General features: G+C 62.3%; 14 protein-coding genes. 6 read left to right on the top strand and 8 right to left on the bottom strand.

Features of this window, described 5'->3' with window-relative positions; all coding sequences use genetic code 11:
* Positions 1 to 123: 123 nt before the first annotated feature.
* From DBR44_RS03670 to recC, 7 genes are all read right to left on the bottom strand, one after another.
* A complete protein-coding gene (locus tag DBR44_RS03670) occupies positions 124 to 315 on the bottom strand; it encodes a hypothetical protein (protein ID WP_124642184.1) in 192 nt (63 codons plus the stop codon).
* Between the two features lie 111 nt (positions 316 to 426).
* Positions 427 to 1,308 carry a DUF4743 domain-containing protein gene (locus DBR44_RS03665; RefSeq protein ID WP_124642183.1) on the bottom strand — a complete coding sequence of 294 codons (882 nt, stop codon included), beginning with the start codon at positions 1,306 to 1,308 and terminating at the stop codon, positions 427 to 429.
* Positions 1,309 to 1,433: 125 nt separating this feature from the next.
* Positions 1,434 to 3,158: an exodeoxyribonuclease V subunit alpha gene (recD, locus tag DBR44_RS03660; protein ID WP_124642181.1), complete on the bottom strand. Its 1,725-nt coding sequence runs from the start codon at positions 3,156 to 3,158 to the stop codon at positions 1,434 to 1,436.
* Positions 3,155 to 3,886 carry an ABC transporter substrate-binding protein gene (locus DBR44_RS03655; protein WP_158613552.1) on the bottom strand — a complete coding sequence of 244 codons (732 nt, stop codon included), beginning with the start codon at positions 3,884 to 3,886 and terminating at the stop codon, positions 3,155 to 3,157. The genes recD and DBR44_RS03655 overlap by 4 nt, the downstream gene beginning before the upstream one ends.
* Positions 3,879 to 5,363, bottom strand: a complete 1,485-nt coding sequence (pap, locus tag DBR44_RS03650; RefSeq protein ID WP_124642177.1) for a polyphosphate:AMP phosphotransferase — start codon at positions 5,361 to 5,363, stop codon at positions 3,879 to 3,881. Before pap ends, DBR44_RS03655 begins: the two co-directional genes overlap by 8 nt.
* Before the next feature lie 223 nt (positions 5,364 to 5,586).
* Positions 5,587 to 9,156, bottom strand: coding sequence for an exodeoxyribonuclease V subunit beta (gene recB / locus DBR44_RS03645; RefSeq protein ID WP_124642174.1), 3,570 nt, complete (start codon positions 9,154 to 9,156; stop codon positions 5,587 to 5,589).
* On the bottom strand, positions 9,153 to 12,347 hold the full coding sequence (recC, locus tag DBR44_RS03640) for an exodeoxyribonuclease V subunit gamma (protein WP_124642172.1): 3,195 nt from the start codon (positions 12,345 to 12,347) through the stop codon (positions 9,153 to 9,155). Before recC ends, recB begins: the two co-directional genes overlap by 4 nt.
* 93 nt (positions 12,348 to 12,440) lie before the next feature.
* Here recC and DBR44_RS03635 point away from each other — a divergent pair, with 93 nt between their 5' ends.
* The 4 genes from DBR44_RS03635 (at position 12,441) to DBR44_RS03620 (ending at position 15,506) form a co-directional block, all read left to right on the top strand.
* On the top strand, positions 12,441 to 12,824 hold the full coding sequence (locus tag DBR44_RS03635; protein WP_124642170.1) for a SirB2 family protein: 384 nt from the start codon (positions 12,441 to 12,443) through the stop codon (positions 12,822 to 12,824).
* Between the two features lie 262 nt (positions 12,825 to 13,086).
* Entirely contained in the window at positions 13,087 to 14,103 is a 1,017-nt protein-coding gene (locus DBR44_RS03630) for a peptidase U32 family protein (RefSeq protein WP_124642168.1), read from the top strand.
* 55 nt (positions 14,104 to 14,158) lie between these two features.
* Positions 14,159 to 15,085 carry a U32 family peptidase gene (locus DBR44_RS03625; RefSeq protein WP_124642166.1) on the top strand — a complete coding sequence of 309 codons (927 nt, stop codon included), beginning with the start codon at positions 14,159 to 14,161 and terminating at the stop codon, positions 15,083 to 15,085.
* A complete protein-coding gene (locus tag DBR44_RS03620) occupies positions 15,072 to 15,506 on the top strand; it encodes an SCP2 domain-containing protein (RefSeq protein ID WP_124642164.1) in 435 nt (144 codons plus the stop codon). Before DBR44_RS03625 ends, DBR44_RS03620 begins: the two co-directional genes overlap by 14 nt.
* Before the next feature lie 67 nt (positions 15,507 to 15,573).
* On the opposite strand, the gene DBR44_RS03615 is transcribed toward DBR44_RS03620, so the two are convergent.
* Entirely contained in the window at positions 15,574 to 16,539 is a 966-nt protein-coding gene (locus tag DBR44_RS03615; protein WP_124642162.1) for a LysR family transcriptional regulator, read from the bottom strand.
* A gap of 902 nt (positions 16,540 to 17,441) precedes the next feature.
* Here DBR44_RS03615 and DBR44_RS03610 point away from each other — a divergent pair.
* Together DBR44_RS03610 and DBR44_RS03605 are read left to right on the top strand one after the other, a co-directional pair.
* Positions 17,442 to 18,233, top strand: a complete 792-nt coding sequence (locus tag DBR44_RS03610) for a LuxR family transcriptional regulator (RefSeq protein WP_124642160.1) — start codon at positions 17,442 to 17,444, stop codon at positions 18,231 to 18,233.
* A 339-nt stretch (positions 18,234 to 18,572) separates the two neighbouring features.
* Complete coding sequence (locus DBR44_RS03605) at positions 18,573 to 19,928, top strand: aldehyde dehydrogenase family protein (protein WP_124642158.1); 1,356 nt, start codon at positions 18,573 to 18,575, stop codon at positions 19,926 to 19,928.
* Positions 19,929 to 19,979 lie beyond the last annotated feature (51 nt).

Raw genomic sequence — 19,979 nt, 5'->3', positions numbered from 1 at the left:
TTTTGAAAATTATTTTCATCAACTGGCTGGCGGCTAATATGGAAAACAGCAGAAACTCCGGAAAACAGAGGGTTATGACGGGGACAAGCAGGGCAGGCCTGCAAAAAACTTGCAGTGGCTGCTTTATTGCAGCTCTTCCACTTTTTCCATTTTACGGCTGCGCAAATCCACCACCCGATGTATCTCTACGCGGATTTCTCGCTTGTACAGCAGATACATCAGCTTGGCAGCCTTGCGCGCCTGGTCGTGCGTCGAGTGCCATGGACCACTGTCATCGACACCAAAATCGCGCGAAATCAGGCGCAGGCGGTACATTTCCCTCTCTCCTCATGATGCTGGACACTATATCTATAGATTTTCGCACCATCATGCCAGAAACTGCCCCGCCTCAAAAAGAGATTGTCTGAAAATGCCGCCGGGCCTCAATCAAACGCCGGCATGAATGGCAAAGTCCAAGGGGTGGCACACGCCAGCCATGGCGGCAGCAATGTCAGCACTGTGCTGCTGCCAGTAGCCCAGGCGCAGCAAGCAGTCGGTCGCCACCAGTGCGGCATCGATCATGAACCGTTCGGCCACCAGCAGCTCTTCCACCTCTCGCAGCGACAGACAGACATGCTCGGCTACTTCACCATCCTGATTACAGGGCAGCTCGCTGGGCTTCAGCCATAAATCGTAGACATGCAGCCATTCGCGATGCAGGCCGCGCTGGACGGGACGCTCGGCCAGCAGCAGGCCAGTTTGTGGCAACAGCTCCAGCCGGTCTGCCGGAATGCCGGCCTCTTCCCAGCCTTCGCGTTCCAGCGCCAGCTCGATGGATTCGCCGGCAGCAATGCCGCCACCCATCAGATTGTCCATGCGATTGGGGTCGACCGCCTTGTCCGGGCTGCGCCGTCCCACCCACATGCGTACCTCGCCCCCAGGCGTGCGGGTCAGACCATTCAGATGCACGGCACGGCTGGTCAGCCCCAGCGGGCGGAAGGCTGCACGCTCCAGTTCGAACAGCGGCGAGCCATCGGCGAGAAAGGCAGTGAAGTTTTCATTGCGCCAGCCATTGAGCCAGCCGGCCTCATGCCAGCGACGCGCTGCCGCCTGCAACTGGGTGCTGATGGCGGCGTAATCGCCCTCCACCATGCAGACCAAGCCTGCCGGCTGGCGGCGGAACAAGGATGCCTCGCTCAGTAGCAGGCGCTCCAACCAAAGCTGGTTGACGCAGCCCAGCAGGTGCGGGCCGATGAAGAGCGGGGTGAATGCACTGCGATCGAAACGGGTGATCTTGGCCAGATACCCCAGAACTCCATCCACTTGCATGATGACTCCGAACAGATTGCCTATTGCGGGAAGGCGCCATCATAGGATGCAACAAGGATTTTGCCCAATTTTTTCAGCGTCTTGCGTGCGAAAAACAAATATTCCATGTGGAAGTGTTGCAGAATTCACACGCGCGCTTGGCGCAGCAAATCGGCCAGCCCGGAGTAGCGCGCCGGAGCCAGCCGCACCGCCTGCTGCCACACTTCGTCGCTACCTGCCACGGCGAAGCGCTGGCGGGCACGGGTGATGGCGGTGTAGATCAGGGCGCGGTTGAGCACTGGCCCTGGTGTGCTAGGCAATTGCAGCCAGACTTCGTCGAATTCCGAGCCCTGGCTTTTGTGTACGGTCATGGCAAACACGGTTTCGTGCTGCGGCAGACGGCCCGGGGCAAATTCGCGCCAGCTACCGTCTGTGGCAGGGAAAGCCACCCGCAGACCTTGCGGCCGCTCCACGGTGAAGCCGATATCGCCATTGAACAAGCCGACACCGTAATCGTTGGCACTGATCATCACCGGACGGCCGGCATACCAGTCGCGCCCGGCCTGTTTGCAGCCGCTTTGTTCCAGCAAGGCCTCCATGCGCTGGTTGGCCTGTTCGACCTGGCGCCGCTCGGCCGCCAGCAACATGAACTGCGAAAATGCAGCCTGAACCTGCTCCAGCGGCTGCTGCTGCTGGATGGCGTCCAGATAGGGCTGACGGCGCACCGACAAATCCGCATCGTCCAGCTGTGCTGCCTGCCGGATATCGTCGTGCTGCCCGGCCTGCAATAGCTGCAAGGCGGCAGTGGCATCGCCCAGGTTGACCAGCCGCGCCAGCTCACCGATGCCGGAATCGGCCCGGAAACGATGGCTGTGGGTCAACAGCACCACGCTGTCGGCCAGCGCACCGGCCCTGCCCTCGTCCGCCGGCAAGGAGCCTGCACCGGCCAGTGCCAGCCAGTCGCGGGTAGCCGGCCAATACGCCACCTGTCCGCACAAATCACCCAGTACCGCACCGGCATCCACCGATGCCAGCTGATCGCGGTCGCCCAGCAGAATCAGCCGGGCCTGTGCCGGCAGGGCCTCCACCAGACGTGCCATCAGCGCCAGATCAATCATCGAGGCTTCATCCACCACCAGCACATCCAGCGGCAGCGGCTGGCCGGCATGATAGCGTGGCTGGGCCGCTCCCGGCCGCAAACCCAGCAGCCGGTGCAGGGTTTGTGCCTGTTGCGGCAGCTGGGCGCGCACGCTGTCGGATACCGGCAGGCTGTCGCGGGCATTGCGTACCGATTCGCTCAGGCGGGCAGCGGCCTTGCCGGTTGGTGCTGCCATGGCCATGACCTGTGGTCGCTCCGCCAACATGGCCAGCATGGCCAGCAAACGCACCACCGTGGTGGTTTTGCCGGTGCCCGGCCCACCAGACACCACCAGCAGGCGCTGGCGGGCGGCCAAGGCAGCGGCGAGCTTTTGCCGGTCGGGCTGCCCGGCCTGCACCGCAGGAAACAACTGGTGCAACACCGGCTCCAGCGCGGCAGCGGGCAGTGGCCGGTGATCGGCCGCCAGTTGCGCAAGTTTGCGCGCCAGGCTCTGTTCGTCAAACCAGTGACGGGCGAAATACAGCCGCCCGGCATCATCCAGAATCAGCGGGGCATAGCTGCCCGGTTTGCCCAGCACCGGCGACGCCTGCAGCAGGCGGCGCTCCGCCCGGTGGGCAATGGGCAGGCAGACATGGCCGGCCTGATTGGCGGCAGCCAGTTCGCAGACCAGCGCCAGCGTGCTGTCATCCAGCGCCGGGTCCAGCCGCAACAGCAATTGGGATAGCTGCTGCGGCAACAGGGGGGCAGTGACTGCCTGGGAGGAAGGGCTCATCCGCGGGATTTCTGGAAAATGGCCTTGAGTTTGCCATTGGCCTGCAACTGGCTGATGGCGCGATTGAGGGCCGGCAGCCATTGGCGAAATTGCGGATGCAGCCGCAGCATCACCGGCTGTGAGCTGATCTGGCTGCCCGGTTCGCAGCGCAGCTCCTCCGGCAACAGCGTCAGGCGTTCGATCTGGCGGCGCTCCAGTACCACGGCTTGCAGACGGCCCAGCCGCAGCTTGCTCAGCACCTCGTTTTCGCTCTGCGACATCTCATAGTGCACGCCGTGACGGACAAACTCGGACTCGAAGGCGCTCAGCGGCTGTCCTTGCAGCAGGCCGATGGTCTGCCCGCGCAACTCCTCCAGCCCGCGACCGGCCCGGGCATTGCCAGACCGGCTGCACAGCTGGTAATCCAGCGTACCGATGGGCAGGGTATAAAAGCCGCCCACCGGCGACAGGCTGCGCCAGGCCGGATTGACGCCGACCTCCACGTCGAGCCGGGCCACTTCGAACAGCTGCTGGATACGCAGGGCCGGATAGTACTCGATATCGAAACGCACCCCGCTGAGCTTGCCGATCTGCTCCAGCGCCTCGCGATAGATGCCGGCCATCGGGCTGTCCGGGGTGAAGTTATAAGGGCCGGCATTGTCCACCACCACGCCTGCACGCAGGGTGAGATCGGCTGCCTGCGCCGGCAACAGCCACAGACAGCAGCACAACAACAGAAAACTACGCACCCAACCTTGCCTCCAGCGCCGCGCAAATGGTGCTGAGCACCTTGATGCGCGCATAGTATTTGTTATTGGCCTCCACCAGCGTCCACGGCACCTTGCTGGTGCTGGTGCGGTCGACCATATCGCTGACTGCCAGCTTGTAGGCATTCCACTTTTCGCGATTACGCCAGTCTTCCTCGGTAATCTTGAAGCGCTTGAAGCCGGTTTCCTCACGCAGCTTGAAACGCGCCATCTGTTCTTCATTGCTGATGGCCAGCCAGAACTTGAGCACGATGGCACCGTTTTCGGTGAGCTGGTGCTCGAAGTCGTTGATTTCATAGTAAGCGCGCATCCAGTCGCGCTCCTGGGCAAAGCCTTCCACCCGCTCCACCAGCACGCGGCCATACCAGGTGCGGTCGAAGATGGTCATGCCGCCCTTGCCCGGCACCTGGCGCCAGAAACGCCACAGCCAGGGTTTGACGCGCTCTTCCTCGGTAGGTGCGGCCACCGGCACCACGCGGTAGCTGCGTGCATCCAGCGCCTGGGTGATGCGGCGGATGGTGCCGCCCTTGCCGGCGGCGTCGTTGCCTTCAAAAGCCAGTACCAGCGAATGGTTCTTGAAGCGCTCGTCACGGGTCAGGCTGTTCAGCCGGCCCTGCAACTCGGCCAGCCGTTTCTTGTATTCAGCCTTGTCCATTTGCTGGTCCAGCTGCAAGGTATCCAGGATGACCTTGTCGTCGATGGGGGCCAGCAACGGCGGTGCTTCCGAAGCATCGACCACCGCACCAGCCTGGCTGATGCGGTTGCGGATAGCCTTGAGAATGGTCTGGCCAACCGTCAGGCTGCGGAAATTGGCATCTTCGCCATCCACCACAATCCACGGCGCGTAGGCGGTATTGGTCAGGCGGATCATGTGCTCGCCGTATTTGCGGATGGTGTCGTAGCGCTCCATATTGGCCTTGTCATCCGCCGTCACGCGCCAGCGGGTGGCCGGATCCTTTTCCAGCTCTTTCAGCCGCTTGCGCTGCTTGTCCTTGGTCAGATGGAACCAGAACTTGAGAATCAGCGCGCCATCCTGGCTGATCATGCGTTCCAGCCGCATGATGTCGAAGATTTCGCGGTCGTAAGCGTCATGGTCGATCACGTCGTACACACGGTCGAACAGCGCGTCGGAATAATAGGAGCCAAAGAAAATGCCGATGCGGCCTTTGGCCGGCAGCTTTTGCCAGTAGCGCCACATCCAGGGCCGGGCGCGAGCTTCGTCATTGGCCGAGGCAAAAGCCACGGTGTCGATCAGCCGCGGGTCCAGCCACTCGTTGATCAGGTTCATGGTTTCGCCACGGCCGGCACCGTCAAAACCGTGAATCAGGATCAGTACCGGGAAATCGGCCTTTTCCTTCAGGTCGTACTGCACGTCCAGCAAGGCTTCACGCAGCAGCGGTACTTGCTCGCGATAGCTCTCTTTGCTGATGCTGTGGCCGATTTCTGCCGATTCAAACATTCCCGTCTCCCGTGATGAACGACCTGTTATTGCTGCTGGCCATGCGGCCTGCTGGCGCTTTTTTACGCAGTACAGCCTTATTAATGGAAGGAATTCACAAAAACCGCCTACGAGAGGGCCGCGCCTGCCTGCGCTGACCATACAGTGTGCCGCACACATCCCGCCGCACAGGCGCAGTGCACCAGTCTACTCCATGCCATTGGCAAGGCAATGATAGTTGCTGTCAACACAACAAGCCATCCAGCTCGGCAAGTAAAGCCTGTGCTGGCTGATCATTCCAGATGCCCATGCCGGCCATCCCCATGCCACGCAGGTAGAGGTAGCGCACGCCACCAAAGCAGGTGAAAAAATCACGCCCGCGTGCACTGAAATAGCGTCGCAGCGCCACGCAGTAAATCAGGTATTGCAGATAGTAGTGCTCGCGCGCCACCGACTGCAGCAAGCACTCGGGAGCATAGTCCATGGCCTGCTCACCCAAGTGGTTGGATTTGTAGTCCACCAGATACACCAGGCCGTTGGCCTCGAACACCAGATCGACAAAGCCCTTGAGATAACCGCGCACCGTGCGGAAATCCAGCCCGGCAGCAGCTGTGCGCAGTGGCTGGGCCAGGCCGTTGGCCGGATCGCTCAGTACGCGGCGCAAGGCGGCCACATCCAGCTGGCGCACTGGCAGGGTGAATTCCATTTCCACCAGCTTACGCCCGGCCGGCACGCCGGCCAGCCTCACACCGGGGGCCAGCTCGGCATCCAGCGTCTGGCGCAGTAGCTGCATGGCCCCCGGCTGCCAGCTATCGGCAAAACCGTGGCGACGCAGCTGCTGTGCCACCACCGGCTGCAACTGGGCATCGCTCATGCCGAAATCGATGTTTTCAAACATGGCATGCAGGCAGGTACCGGCACGCGCGCCACGAGGAAAGGCAAACGGGCTGTCGATTGCCAGCAGCTCGCCGCCCTCTGCCGGCAATACCGGCAGGCCGCCGTCGTGGTCTGGCCGTTCGTTGGCCTTGCTGCTGCGGCCATGGGTAAGCGAGGTAAAGCTGGCTACCCGCCATGGGCTGTAAACCGGCCGCTGGAACAGGCGCGCACTATAGTCCTGCCGCGCGTCCTGCGCCAGAGGCAAGGGATTCAGCCCGCACTCCAGCTGGCGCAGATGCAAGGCCGCCGGCAAACGGCTGGCCAGCCCGGCCAGTTGCTGCTCCAGCATGGCCGGGCTGAATTCCAGCTCGCGCAGGCTGGCCAGATCCGGGCAGTCCACAGCATGCAGCAGCCAGGACAGCGCCGCCGTCTGCATGTCCTTGACCCAACCCCAGGCCAGATACTGGCGGTGCTGGGCGCGGGTCAGTGCCACGTACAGCAGGCGCAGCTTTTCGGCCAGCATTTCGCTGCCAGCCTGCTGGCGCACGGCGGCATCGGCCAGCACGTCCGGGCTGAGCATGGCCTGCCCGGCTTCGCGGTAGCGCCAGAAGCTGGTATTGCGCCGCTCCAGTGCGCCATCCCACAGATAGGGACAGAACACGATGGGGTATTGCAGCCCCTTGGAGGTATGGATGGTGACGATCTTCACCAGCGCGGCATCGCTTTCCAGCCGCAGCATGGCTTCCTCACCGCCAGACGGGCTGGCCACCCTGCCCTCCAGCCAGGCCAATAAGGGGGCCATGCCGTGACGGCTGTCGCTTTCGCTTTCGCTTTGCAATAGCTCGGCCAGATGCGACAGATTGGTCAGCCGCCGCTCGCCATCGGGCAGGGGCAACAGGCGCAGCGGCAGTTGCTCGCGTGCCAGGAAATGCCGCCAGGCGCTCATGAAGCCCTGCTCCAGCCAGCGCTGGTGGTCGGCGGCATTGGCCAGCAGCCGCGCTTCCCACTGTGTCTCATCTTCCACTTCGGCCAGCAGGCGGGCGGCATCCAGCCCGTACAGCTCGGTCACTAGCGCAGCACGCAGCCGGCTTTCGCTGGCCGGTTCGGCCCAGGCGCGCAACAGGGCCAGCAGCTCGGCTGCCTCATGGCTGGCAAACACGCTTTCCTGGGTGAGCGCCACGCTGGCCACGCCACGCTCGGCCAGGGCCTGGCGCATCTGTTCGCCCTGACGGTGGGTGGACACCAGCACGGCAATGTCGCCACCACGCAGGGGCCGGCGCTGGCCGCCCTTATTGATGGCAGCCTGGTCCTGCCCGGCCAGCGTCAGCAAGCGGGCGATTTCATGGGCGCAGCCCTGTGCGCTGGCGCGGGCGGCGCTGTCCTTGTTCTGCGGCTTGTCGCCCTCGGGCGGCTGCCACAGCACGGTAAAGGCCGCGTCCTCGTCCGCCACTTCCAGCACGGCACCGGAGCTGGGCGCGGCGTGCACCGGCTGATAGCTGATGGCATCCAGCAAAAACGGCCGGGCGCGGCCAAACAGCTGGTTGACCACCTCGACCAGCGGCACATCCGAGCGACGGTTGGTATCCAGCGAGTATTGCTGGGCGGCGGGCGCATCCTGCCGCGCATCCAGATAGGCAAAGATATCGGCACCGCGAAAGCTGTAAATCGCCTGTTTGGGGTCGCCCACCAGAAATAGCGGCCGGCCCTGCAGGGCAAAACAACTGCGGAAGATGTCGTACTGGATGGGGTCGGTATCCTGGAATTCGTCGATCAGCGCCACGCGGAAACTGCGCGCCACGGCGGCGGCCAGTTGCGCACCGCCATCGGCAGCGGCGAGGGCTGCGCCCAGTTCGGTGAGCAAATCGTCAAAACTGCGCACCCGCTCCTGGCTGCGGCGGCGAGCCAGTTCCTCGTTCACCCAGGCAATCAGTTCCAGCTTGAGCCCCGCCAGCGATAGCTGCAGCTGGGCCAGATAGCCATCCCAGGCGGCCAGCCAGTCGCCAATACGCTGGAACAGCAGATGCTCGGGCGCGACAAAGCCCTTTTTCATGGCCTTGACCAGCGCCTCCGGCCTGAGCTTGTCCAGCCGTTTCAGCGCATCGCGGCCCAGGATGGGCAGGCTGTCCGGCTCGGCCAGCCATTGCTGCAGCTCGGCCATGCTGCTTTCCAGCTGTGCCCGGCTGTGGCTGGTGGCCTTGAAACCTTCGGTGGCCAGCAACAGATCAAAACCGCTCTGCAGCGTGACCGCATCCGCCGCCAGTTGCTGCCAGCACCGCTCCAACTGTTGCAAAGCCTGCTGCAGATCGCGCTGCGCCGGCATCACCATCTGCAGATAGGGCTTGGCCAGCCAGGGGCGGATTTCCGCCAGCCAGCCATCCGGGGTTTCCCCCGCTTCGGCCAACACCTGTGACAGCAAGGGGCTGGTGACCACCCGCCGCCGCCAGAAATCATCCACCACCTCCACCAGCAGGCGGTCGTCGTCGCTGACCAGCTCGGCGGCAAAGGTCTGACCGCTTTCGAAAGCGGCATCGGTCAGCACACGCTGGCAGAAACCATGAATGGTATAGATGGCCGCACCGTCAAAACCGGTAATGGCGGCCAGCAGGCGCTGTTCGGCCAGATCCCGCACTGCACCGGGGGCAAAACGCTGCGCCAGAGCCTGCAGGAAATCATTGCCCTCCTGCTTGCCCTGCAATACCTCGAGAAAATCGGTGAGCTGCTGGCGCAGGCGCTCGCGCAATTCAGCGGTGGCGGCCTTGGTGTAGGTCACCACCAGCAGGCTGTCGATGCCGGGCGGGGCTTCGCCGTTGACCTCTTCCAGCAACAGCCGCAGATACAGTGCAGCAATGGTCCAGGTCTTGCCGGTGCCGGCCGAGGCCTCGATCAGGTTGACCCCGGCCAGCGGGCATTCGAGTGCATTCAGTACCTGCAGGCTCATGCCTGGCCCCCCAGCCGCGCCAGTAGCGGCAATAACAGTGTTTCGGCCAATTGGGCAAACAGCGGGTCGGCCAGCGGGTCGAGGTGGCGGAACACCAGCTGGTTGACCGGCTCCTCGCATTGCGCAGCGGCAAAATCGCCGACAAAGCTGGGGTCCCATTTGTCCAGCGCCTTGGCCAGCGCCAGTTGCGGTGCGCTGTCCAGCTTGTACAGCTGCTCGGCATAGGCCCAGCTGGTGCGGCCAAAAAACGGCAAGGGCTGTTGCTGGCCCTGCTGCCAGCGCACCACCCAGGCCGAGAGCAGGGCCAGTGCGTCCGGCTCATCCTCCAGCCGCAGGTGGCCGCTGTCGTCATACAGCACTGACTGGCAGGCAATGCCGGCAGGACGCATGGCGCATAGCAAGAGGTGGGTCAGCCACCATTCCAGCCGCTCGGCGGCATTCATCTTGCCGATCACCAGCCGGATCTGCCCTTCGGCCCGTAGCCCGCCCAGTTCACCAGCCAGGGTCAGGCCATGCAGCTGGATATTCACCGGCTGCGGCGGCAGCGTGGCTTCGCTCAGTACTGCGGGCAGGCGGTATGCCAGCCGGGCGGCACTGGCACTTTCACTGCCAAGCCAGGCCTGGCCAAGCGCGGCAGGCGGCAGCAGGCCGGCCCCCGCCAGCCGCTGCTTGACCGGTGCCACCGGCTTGCCAGCCAGCATGCGCTCCACCAGCTGGCTGCGCAGGGTGCGGCTGGCGTCGCGATCCACGCTGAATGGCTCGCGCACTGGCAGCGCATCCTGCTGGCCTTGCAGACGAATGGCCAGACGCTCGGCCAACCAGGCCCGCGGCGGGTTTTTCCAGAAGCGGATGAAGTCATTGACATGCAGCACGCTGCTGCCCGGCAAGGGCGGCAGCTCGCTAGCAAAAGGCCGGGGCTGACTGGGCGGGGCCGCCAGCGCCTGGGCAAAGCTGGGCTCGAAACTGGCCAGCCGTGGTTCAACCCCGTCGTAGCAGCGCGGCGAAAACGGCTGCAGCGGGTGACGTAACAGCAGCTGCGCCGTGGCCGCATCACCACACATGGCTTTGAAGCAGTCCTGCAATTCGGCAAGCAGTGGCGAAGGCGGCAGCGATTCGTTATTGCGTGCCGACAAGCCGACATAAGACAGATACAGGCGCTGGCGTGCCGACAGAATGGCTTCCAGAAACAGGTAGCGGTCGTCAAAGCGGCGCGAACGGTCACCCCGGCGCGGATGGCGTGCCACCAGATCAAAGCTGACCGGGCGCTCATCGCGCGGATAGGCACCGTCGTTCATGCCGATCAGGCACAGCACGCGAAAGGGAATGGAGCGCATCGGCACCATGGCGCAGAAGGTGATGCCGCCGGACAGAAAACCCAGCGGCGAGGCCACGGTGAGCTTGCGCTGCAGCCAGTCGCGCAGCACGGCCAGGCTGAAGGGCTGGGCAAAGTCGGCCATCGCCGCATCGTCCACCAATTCTTGCAGGGCATCGCGCAATACTTCCAGCGCCAGTTCGCCGTCTTCGTCCACCGCGAACAGGCGGTCGGTGGCCAGCAACAGCCGTTCGGCCCAGTCGGCCGCAGCGACAGGCGTGGCCCAATCGCGGGCCAGTTCGTCCAACACGGCATAACAGCTGGCAAAGCGCGCCAGGGCTTCGCTCAGTTGGCCACTGGCACCGGCCTGCGGCAACAGCCCGCCGAACAGGCCGCTGTCATCACCAGCCATGGCTGGTGGCAGGATGCTGCCTAACAGCAGGCGGTCCAGCCCCCAGCGCCAGGTAAACAGCGGATCGGCCGGCAGGCCCAGCGCCGCCTTGTGCGCGGCATCGCGCCCCCAGCGGATACCACTGGCCCGCACCCAGTCCTGGATGAAGGGCAGGTCTTCCGCAGTCAGGCCAAAGCGCTGCAATAGCGCCGGGCTGTCGAGCAAGGCCAGTACCTGGTCAGCGGCAAAACGCGAATCCAGCAAGTGCAGCAGATTGCCGATGGCCGCCAGCAGCGGTTCTTCGCGCTCCACGCGGCGGTCGGCAATGGCATACGGCAGGTTGGGCGCATCGTCGCGCTGGCCGAATACCGCATCAATATAAGGAGCGTAGCTGTTGATGTCCGGCGTCAGCACCGCGATGTCGGCCGCGCTGAGCGTGGGGTCGTCCGCCAGCATGGCCAGCAGCCGGTCTTTCAGCACCTCCAGTTCGCGCATGGCACCGTGGGTGGCATGCAGCTCGATGGAGGCATCGTCGGGGCTCAGCCACTGGCCATCATGGCCGGGCATGTCCAGTTGCAGGATATCGCGCTGCAGGCGGGCCAGCAGGCTGTCGCCCGTCGCCTCGGCAAACAGCGGGCGGGCATCCAGCTCGGCATCGGCGGCAATCAGTTCGAAAAAGTCCCGTCCCTGCTTGCCCAGCGAGGCCAGCAGCGGGTGGCCTTCAGTGGCGAACAGGTCGCCCTTTTCCCGCAGCTTGAGCTTGCGGCGGGTATCGACGATATCACCCCAGTAGGCCTCACAGGGGTTGAGGGTGAACAGGCAGACATCAGTCAGCTCGGACAGGCGCTTGATCAGCGCCAGATACATCGGTGCCAGGCTGGCAATGCCAAACAGGGTAATGCGCTCCGGCAGATGCTCCGGTCGCAGCTCGGCAAAGAATTCGTCCAGCATGCGCACGCGGTGGCGGCCGGGATCCTGCGCGGCCAGCTGCTGCCAGAGTGCAGCCTGCCAGGCTTCGTCCTCGCCCAGATCCAGCCGCTCGCCACGTTCCCAGGCGCGAATCCAGTCCGGTCGAAACACCAGGTATTGGTCAAAGATGTCGGCCACCTTGCCGGCCAGCTCAAAAGCAGCCGTCTCGCCACCAGCGGCATAGCGCTGCAAGGGCGCAAATACCTCGCCTTCCAGCACGGGCAACAGCTGCAGCAAGCGCCAGCTGAGCACTTCGGGAGTAAACGAGGATTTGCGCGGCAGCTCCGGCATGACTTTCTGCATCAGCCGCCAGGCAAAGGCTGCCGGCAGCACGAAATCGATATTGGCGGCAATGCCACACTGCTGCGCCAGATCCAGCGTCATCCAGCGCCCCATGCCTCGGCTCTGTACGATCACCGTTTCGGCGGCAAAGGGGTTGGACAGCGGCTGCGCCTGCAACATGGCGGCATACAGCTGACCCAATTGCTCCAGACGATTGGACTGATAGAGAAAAAGCATGGCGGGAACACGGCTAAAAGCAAGGATGTCAGTGTACCATCAGCCTTTGGCCGCCATCACGCGATGCCCAAGGCATAACATTCAGGAATCCGCATGTATCCCTATCTGATCATCAAGCATGCCCACATGGGCCTGGCTTACCTCACCATTTTGCTGTTTGCCGTGCGCGGCGGGCTGATGCTGGCGGATCGACAGCGCATTCTGGCGCTCAAACCCTTGCGCATCCTGCCGCATGTCATCGACACCTTGCTGCTGGCGCTGGGGGTGACACTGGTGGTGATGGGTGGCTGGCCGGTGCTGCAAAGCCCGTGGCTGCTGGCCAAAATCGGCGGCCTGCTGGCCTATGTGCTGCTGGGCACCATCGCCCTCAAGCGTGGCCGCACCAAGCAGATACGCAGCATGGCCCTGCTGGCCGCCCTGCTGGTGGTGGGTTATATCGTGCTGGTAGCCAAAACCAAGCTGGTACTGCCGCTGTAAGAGCAGCGAACAAAAACCCTGTTGCGGCCTTGCGCCTGCTTGCCGTGCTGCTTGTATTGTCTGCGCTGGCGCACCTTGCCTTAGGGGCGCTACGCTATTTTGTTCGCCGCTGCTGGCAGCTGGCCAATATTGGGGGATGGCCTGCGCCATCCAGGCCACTCCCTTTCCCCCACACCACTCCCCACCCCTTGACCCAGAACAAGTCCCGCGCCACAGCGCTCTGCTACTGTCTGGCGGTTTCAATCGCTGACACCAAGCCATCATGCCTGCCACACGACCTCTGCCGGAGCTGGTTTGCCCGGCGGGCAGTCTGCCCGCCCTCAAGGCCGCCGTGGACAACGGTGCCGACACCGTCTACCTCGGCCTGAAAAACGACACCAATGCCCGCAACTTTGCCGGGCTGAACTTTGACGACCGCACCGCGCGCGAGGGCATACGCTATGCCCATCAGCATGAGCGCAAGGTCTTGCTGGCCATCAACACCTATGCCCAGGGCGGCGATATCAGCCGCTGGCATCGTGCCATCGACGAAGGTGCTGATCTGGGCGTGGACGCCATCATCCTGGCCGATATCGGCCTGATGGAATATGCCCGCCGCCGCTACCCCCAGCTGCGCCTGCACATGTCGGTGCAAAGCTCGGCCACCAATTACGAAGCCATCAATCTGGCGCAAGAGCTGTTCGATATCCGCCGCGCCGTGCTGCCGCGGGTGCTGACGCTGGATCAGGTGAAACAGGTCATCGACCACACCCAGGTGGAAATCGAAGTATTCGGCTTCGGCAGCCTGTGCGTGATGGTGGAAGGCCGCTGCCTGCTGTCCAGCTATGCCACCGGCGAATCGCCCAATAGCCACGGCGTCTGCTCACCGGCCAAATTCGTGCGCTGGGAACACGGCAGCCAGGCGCTGGGGGCCCGGCTGAACGGCATCCTGATCGACGAATACCAGCAGGGCGAACCGGCAGGCTACCCCACGCTGTGCAAGGGGCGCTTCGAAGTGGAAGGCGATACCTATTACGCGCTGGAAGAACCCACCAGCCTGAACGTGATGGCCATGCTGCCGCAAATCATCGATATCGGCGTGGCCGCCATCAAGGTGGAAGGCCGCCAGCGCAGCCCGGCCTATGTGGCACAAGTCACCCGCACCCTGCGCGAAGCACTGGATGCGGCCGGACGCGAGCCGCAACGCTTCTCGGTGAAACCGGGCTGGACCCAGGCACTGTCCAAGCTGGCGGAAGGCCAGCAGCAGACCCTGGGTGCCTATAACCGGCCATGGAAATGAATGACAGCGTGCCGGCAGGCTCGCACGCCATGCCGGCCCAACAAGCAGGGCTGATATGAATACATTGCAACTGACGCTGGGGCCGGTACTGTTTTACTGGTCGCGCGACGATATCCTGCGGTTTTACAGCGAAGCCGCCGACTGGCCGCTGGAAACCATCTATCTGGGCGAAGCCGTCTGCTCGCGCCGCCAGCAACTGCGCGGCCAAGACTGGATCGCCCTGGGCAAGGAACTGGCCGAAAGCGGCCGCCAGGTGGTGTTGTCCAGCCTGGCACTGATCGAGAGCGAATCCGACCTGCGCCGCCTGCGCAAGCTGGTGGAAAACGGCGACTTGCAGCTGGAAGCCAACGACCTGGGCGCGGCCCGGCTGGCGCAGCAGCAAGGCCAGCCCTTTGTGGCGGGTCATCACCTGAATATCTACAATGCCGACACCCTGGCCCTGCTGCAGTCGCTGGGCGCGCGGCGCTGGATTCCGCCAGTGGAAATGGACCGTGACACGCTGGCCGCCGTATTGCAGCAGGTTTCCAGCAAAGGCTTGAATATCGAAACCGAGCTGTTCGCCTGGGGCCGCCTGCCACTGGCGCTATCTGCCCGCTGCTTTACCGCACGTCACTACAATCTGTCCAAGGACGATTGCCAGTTCCGCTGCCTGGAACATCCGGACGGGCTGCGGCTGAATACCCGCGAGCAACAGGCCTTCCTCACCATCAACGGCATCCAGACCATGTCGGACGGCTGCCACTCCTTGCTGCCACACCTGGCCGATATTGCCGCCATGGGCGTGAAAGCGGTACGCATCAGCCCGCAGTGGCAGCACACCGAGCGCGTGGTCGCCGGCTACCAGCAAGCCATCCAGGCCCTGAACAGCCCGCTGCGCCCCGACATCGACCTAGCGCCCTACGCCGACAGCCGCCTGGTGGATGGCTACTGGCGTGGCGAAGCCGGCATTGCCGCCATTGGAGAAGCCCATGCGCATTCCTGAACTGACCCTGCCCGCCACCATGGCCAGCCTGCTGGGCCGGCTGCCCGCCACCCCGCCCTGCTGGGCGCTGGTGACCACGCTGAATCAATTGAAAAAACGCGACATCCTGCCGGCCGACATGAGTTTGCTAGCCGGACACAGCTTTGAAGTGCATGTGCAGGATGCCGGCATGCGGCTGGGCTTTTCTGCCGACGAGGAAAAGTTCAAGGTAGCCAGCGTCGGCGATACGCCAGACCTGCGGCTGTCGGCCAATCTGGCGGACTTTGCCCGCATGATGCTGCGCGAGGAAGACCCGGACACCCTGTTTTTTAATCGCAAGCTGATCATCGAAGGCGATACCGAACTGGGCCTGATCGTGAAAAACCTGCTGGACAGCGTGGACTGGAGCAGCACCCCGCTGCAGCGTTTCATGGCCGTATAAACCAGCAGCAAGCCAGCACGCAAAAAGCCCGGCATTGCCGGGCTTTTGACTGTACTGCAAAGCGGAATCAGGAAACCAGCTGTGCTGCCGCCTTGCGCTTGGCCGACAAATCCAGGCCAGGCAAATCAGCCATCACATCCGGATGATCCGCCAGTTTTTCCACCACAAAGTCGACAAACACGCGGGTACGCGGGGCGATATGGTCGCGATGCGGGAAGCAGATGTAGATGGAACGCTCCAGCGATACCACATCAGTCAGCACCGCCTCCAGCTCGCCATTGCGGATCAGGTGCACCACTTCGTGCCCCGGCAGCTGCGCCACCCCCATGCCCAGACGTGCCAGCTCGCATACCGCTTCCATCTCGTTCAGGGTGTAGGTACCGGTTACTTCCAGCGGAATACGCTCGCCCTTGCGGTCGAATTCCCACTTGTACAGGCGGCCCGAGGTCGGAAACTGGAAGTTGATGCAATCGTGATTGCTCAATTCTTCGGTCGTCTCCGGACGGCCGTGCTTGTCCCAGTATTCGGGAGAAGCCACCACGTATTGCGGAATCTGTGCCAGATTACGTGCCACCATGCGGCTGTCCGGCATCATGCCGATGCGCACACCGACATCGTAGCCATCTTCGATCAGGTCGCTGAAATGGTCGTCCAGGCCAAAGAACACCCGGATCTTGGGATAGCGTTCGCAGAATTCGCCCATGATGGGCAAAATGAAGCGGCGACCAAAAGAGTTGGGCATGCTGACGCGCAGATGACCGGCCGGTTCATCCCGGCTGGCTTTCAGCTGATTGATGGCCGAATCGAGATTGTTCACCGGTCCGCGGCATTGCGCATAGAAACGGCGTCCATCCTCCGTCAGGGTCAGTTGGCGGGTAGTCCGGTTGAACAGGCGAACCTCCAGCTCCTGCTCCAGTCGCGCAATGCTTTGACTGATAGCCGCTGGCGATACCCCCAGTTTTCTTGCAGCATCCGAGAAACTGCCATTCTCGGCAGTGGTCATGAAGACCATCAAGGCTTTTAAAGTATCCATAGCTGAAACGTTCCCTGAGCGGCATTGAACTCATGCGACCGGTTAATGCACGGCATTCCCCGCCGCGGCTGCATGATTTGCCAACTTCATTATTAAGTAGTTCTTCTTTAAAAAGCGTACACCAGATCCAGTGAATAATGAAGTTTGACTTACGTTTACGGCCTGAAATGCCAGTAATCTGTTTCAAATTTCACAATTTGGTGGTGTCTTTTGCCACAGGTGAGTAAAAATCAGTCTGATTTCAAAACACCAAGGCCATCTTGCCATTGGCATTTAATATCAATAACGACAAGTCCTTCCTTGCGCCAGGCGAGTCCCATCCCGCTGGCTATCCAATGGGCAGCACACGCCCACCCATCAATATTGTTCAAGACTGCAGCAAAATAAAGTTCAAGATTAAACAAAGCTGATACAGCGCAGTTTTGCAGCTAATGCCCGCCCTTTAGGGCAGGTGTGGACCTTCGCCTGCATTTTTCCGCAATCGCAGCAAAGCTGCCCTGTGCGACATCAAGCCTCCTGGCAATAGCCGACATCATCCTGCTTTTTTCATGACAAACACGTTCACTCAGCCACAGCTTAAACGCTGGTCGGCTATCGCTCTGGTCCTTGTACAGATGTTGACCCGCCGTCCTGCCGGAACATCCCGGAAAAAGCATCCCACGCCCCGGAAAATTCCGCGCGATCTTACTGAACATAGAGAAATTACTTATTCAGCATAGCGATCGCTCTACTTGGGCCTTTAGCTACTGGTTTCGTCTGCTAGCTGCTTAATAAACTCCAGACCAGCCAGCAAGCATCGCTAGTGGGGTCCGGCGCTCAAACTGCCACGCCTTCCTGATGAACGCTGGAACATTGCAAGCGGACCACCGTCTTGGCCACCCGACAATGAAGGTCACGTCATCATGCATAGCAAGCTTCCCTTTGCTCACCCCATACCGGGCAATCTGTCCCCGGCCAGTCAAAAGACCCTGCTGGACTGGATCCATACCGTCGGCCAGATCGAGACCGAAAGCGAACTCAAGCTCTATCTGGACCATCTGCAATCGCAGCTTCCTACCAAGCACATGGTGATTACCCTGGGACGCATCAACCAGCACCAGCAACTGCACCGGGTGGAAAAAGTGGTGAATGTCAGCTTTCCGGAAGACTGGGTAGAGCACTATATGAGCCACAATTACATCAGCTGTGACCCGGTGCTGCGCTCGGTCATGGGCCAAGGCCCCATCCACTGGGCCGACAAGTTTTCCCGCGCCAAGGGACAACAGGAGAAACAGTTCATCCAGGAGATGACCTCCATCGGCATGGGCAACGGCATCAGCTTCAGCGCCCTGTCCGAGCGCCAGAACCTGGTCTGCGTACTGTCGGTTTCCGGCAGTGAAATCGGCAAGGACAGCCAGCTCACCGAAATGCTCAACAGTCTGCTGCTGCATCTGCGCCAGGCCGCTGGCCGGGTGGCCAATCTGGCTCCGGCCGCCCCCGCCGCCATGCCGCTATCGCAACGCGAGTTCGACATTTTCCACTGGATGAGCCATGGCAAGACCAACTGGGAAATTGCCACCATTCTGGGTATTAGTGAACGGACGGTGAAATTCCACGTCGCCAACATCATCCGCAAACTGAATGCCAACAACCGTACCCACGCCATCGTCATCGGCCTGCAACTGGGGCTGACCACTGTGGCCGGCACAATGTAGCTGCTGGCAAGGCCACAGGGCCGGCACTACAGCCAGTAACGACTCTGCCAGCTTGCCGCTAAAATCGGCGCTCCAATGGCAACCGCGCCGCATTGATACGACGCGGTGCTGCCGGCGGAGTTTCAATCTGCAAGTCTCTTCTTGATTGACCCATGCACTCACCTGAAACATTCGGCCCCGGTTTAGCGGGGCCTTTTTTTGGCTGTCCTGCATGGTCAGCCACCGCATATAGTGTGGCCATTCCGGGGTGATCTCCCGCATCTTCCGGTCAAGACCCTGTCGCAAGGCGGGGCGATTTGTTACAGTCGCTGCTCCTGCTGATTCCTTTGCCGACCGGCCATGAATGCCTTTACCAGTTGCAACCCAGCCACCGCCGAGGTGGTGTTTACCCGTCCTGGCTGGAGCCAGGCCCAGCTTGACGATGCACTACAGCGGCTGAAACGCGCCCAGTCCGCCTGGGCGGCCCTGAGCGTGTCACAACGCGCCGAGCGCATGCTGCAATTGGCAGTGCAACTGGAAACCCATCGCGAACAACTGGCTGCGCTGGTGACGCTGGAGGTGGGCAAGCGCACCGCGGAGTGCCTGGCCGAAATCGACAAGTCGGCGCAGCTGATACGCTATTACGCCGAGCTGGCCCCGTCCCTGCTGGCGCCGCAATCGATTCCCACCCAGGCCAGCCAGAGTGGTGTAGCGTTCGAGGCACTGGGCTGTGTGCTGGCGGTGATGCCGTGGAACTACCCCATCTGGCAGTTGCTGCGGTTTGCCGTTCCGGCACTGATGGCGGGCAATACCTGCCTGGTCAAACCCGCGCCCTCGGTACCGCAATGCACCCAGTTGCTGCTGGAACTGGTGCACGCCGCCGGGCTGGATTGCCTGGACATCGCCTGGATCGATCACGAACTGGTAGAAGAAGCCATCCGCCGCAGCGACGCCGTGGCCTTTACCGGCTCCACCCATACCGGACGCATCATCGCCAGCCTGGCTGGCAAACACCTGAAAAAGACCGTGCTGGAACTGGGCGGCAGCAATCCCTTTATCGTGCTGGCTGATGCCGATGTCGAGGCAGCCGCGCAGGATGCAGTCAACTCGCGTTTTCGCGATGCCGGCCAAAGCTGCAATGCGGCCAAGCGCATGATCGTGGTGCCGGAAATCGCCGAGCAATTTGTTGCCGCCTTTGTCGCCGCCGCCAGTGCATTACGCCCCGGCGACCCGCGCGATCCAGCCACCACACTGTCACCACTGACCCGCGCCGACCTGCGTGAGGCACTGCATGCGCAAGTACTGGATGCCTGTCATCAGGGCGCGCGTCTGTTGCTGGGCGGCCAATTGCCACCTGCTCCCGGTTTCTTCTATCCGGCCACGGTGCTGGATCACGTCACCGCCGGCTGTCGTGTCTATCACGAAGAAGTGTTCGGCCCGGTGGCCAGCATCCTGCGTGCCCGTGACGAGGCCGATGCCATCCGGCTGGCCAATGACACGCCGTTTGGCCTGGGCGCCTCCATCTATACCGCGAACACCACCCATGGCTGGGAACTGGCGCGGCAGCTGGAAGTGGGCAGCGTCTTTCTCAACCGCCACACCAGCTCGGATTTGCGTCTGCCCTTTGGCGGCGTAAAAGCCTCTGGCTATGGGCGCGAGCTGTCAGAATTCGGCCTGTATGAATTCGTCAACGTCAAAACCTATTGGCAGAAATAAGCAGCACGGCGGCCAGTACGGTGATGCGCTACACTGGCCTGCTGTTCCGCA

Origin of the sequence: Aquitalea sp. FJL05 (genome assembly GCF_003852595.1) — a bacterium.
Lineage (GTDB): Bacteria > Pseudomonadota > Gammaproteobacteria > Burkholderiales > Chromobacteriaceae > Aquitalea > Aquitalea aquatilis.
Note: the sequence above shows the minus strand (reverse complement) of the source record. Positions and strands in the feature narration are given on the sequence as shown.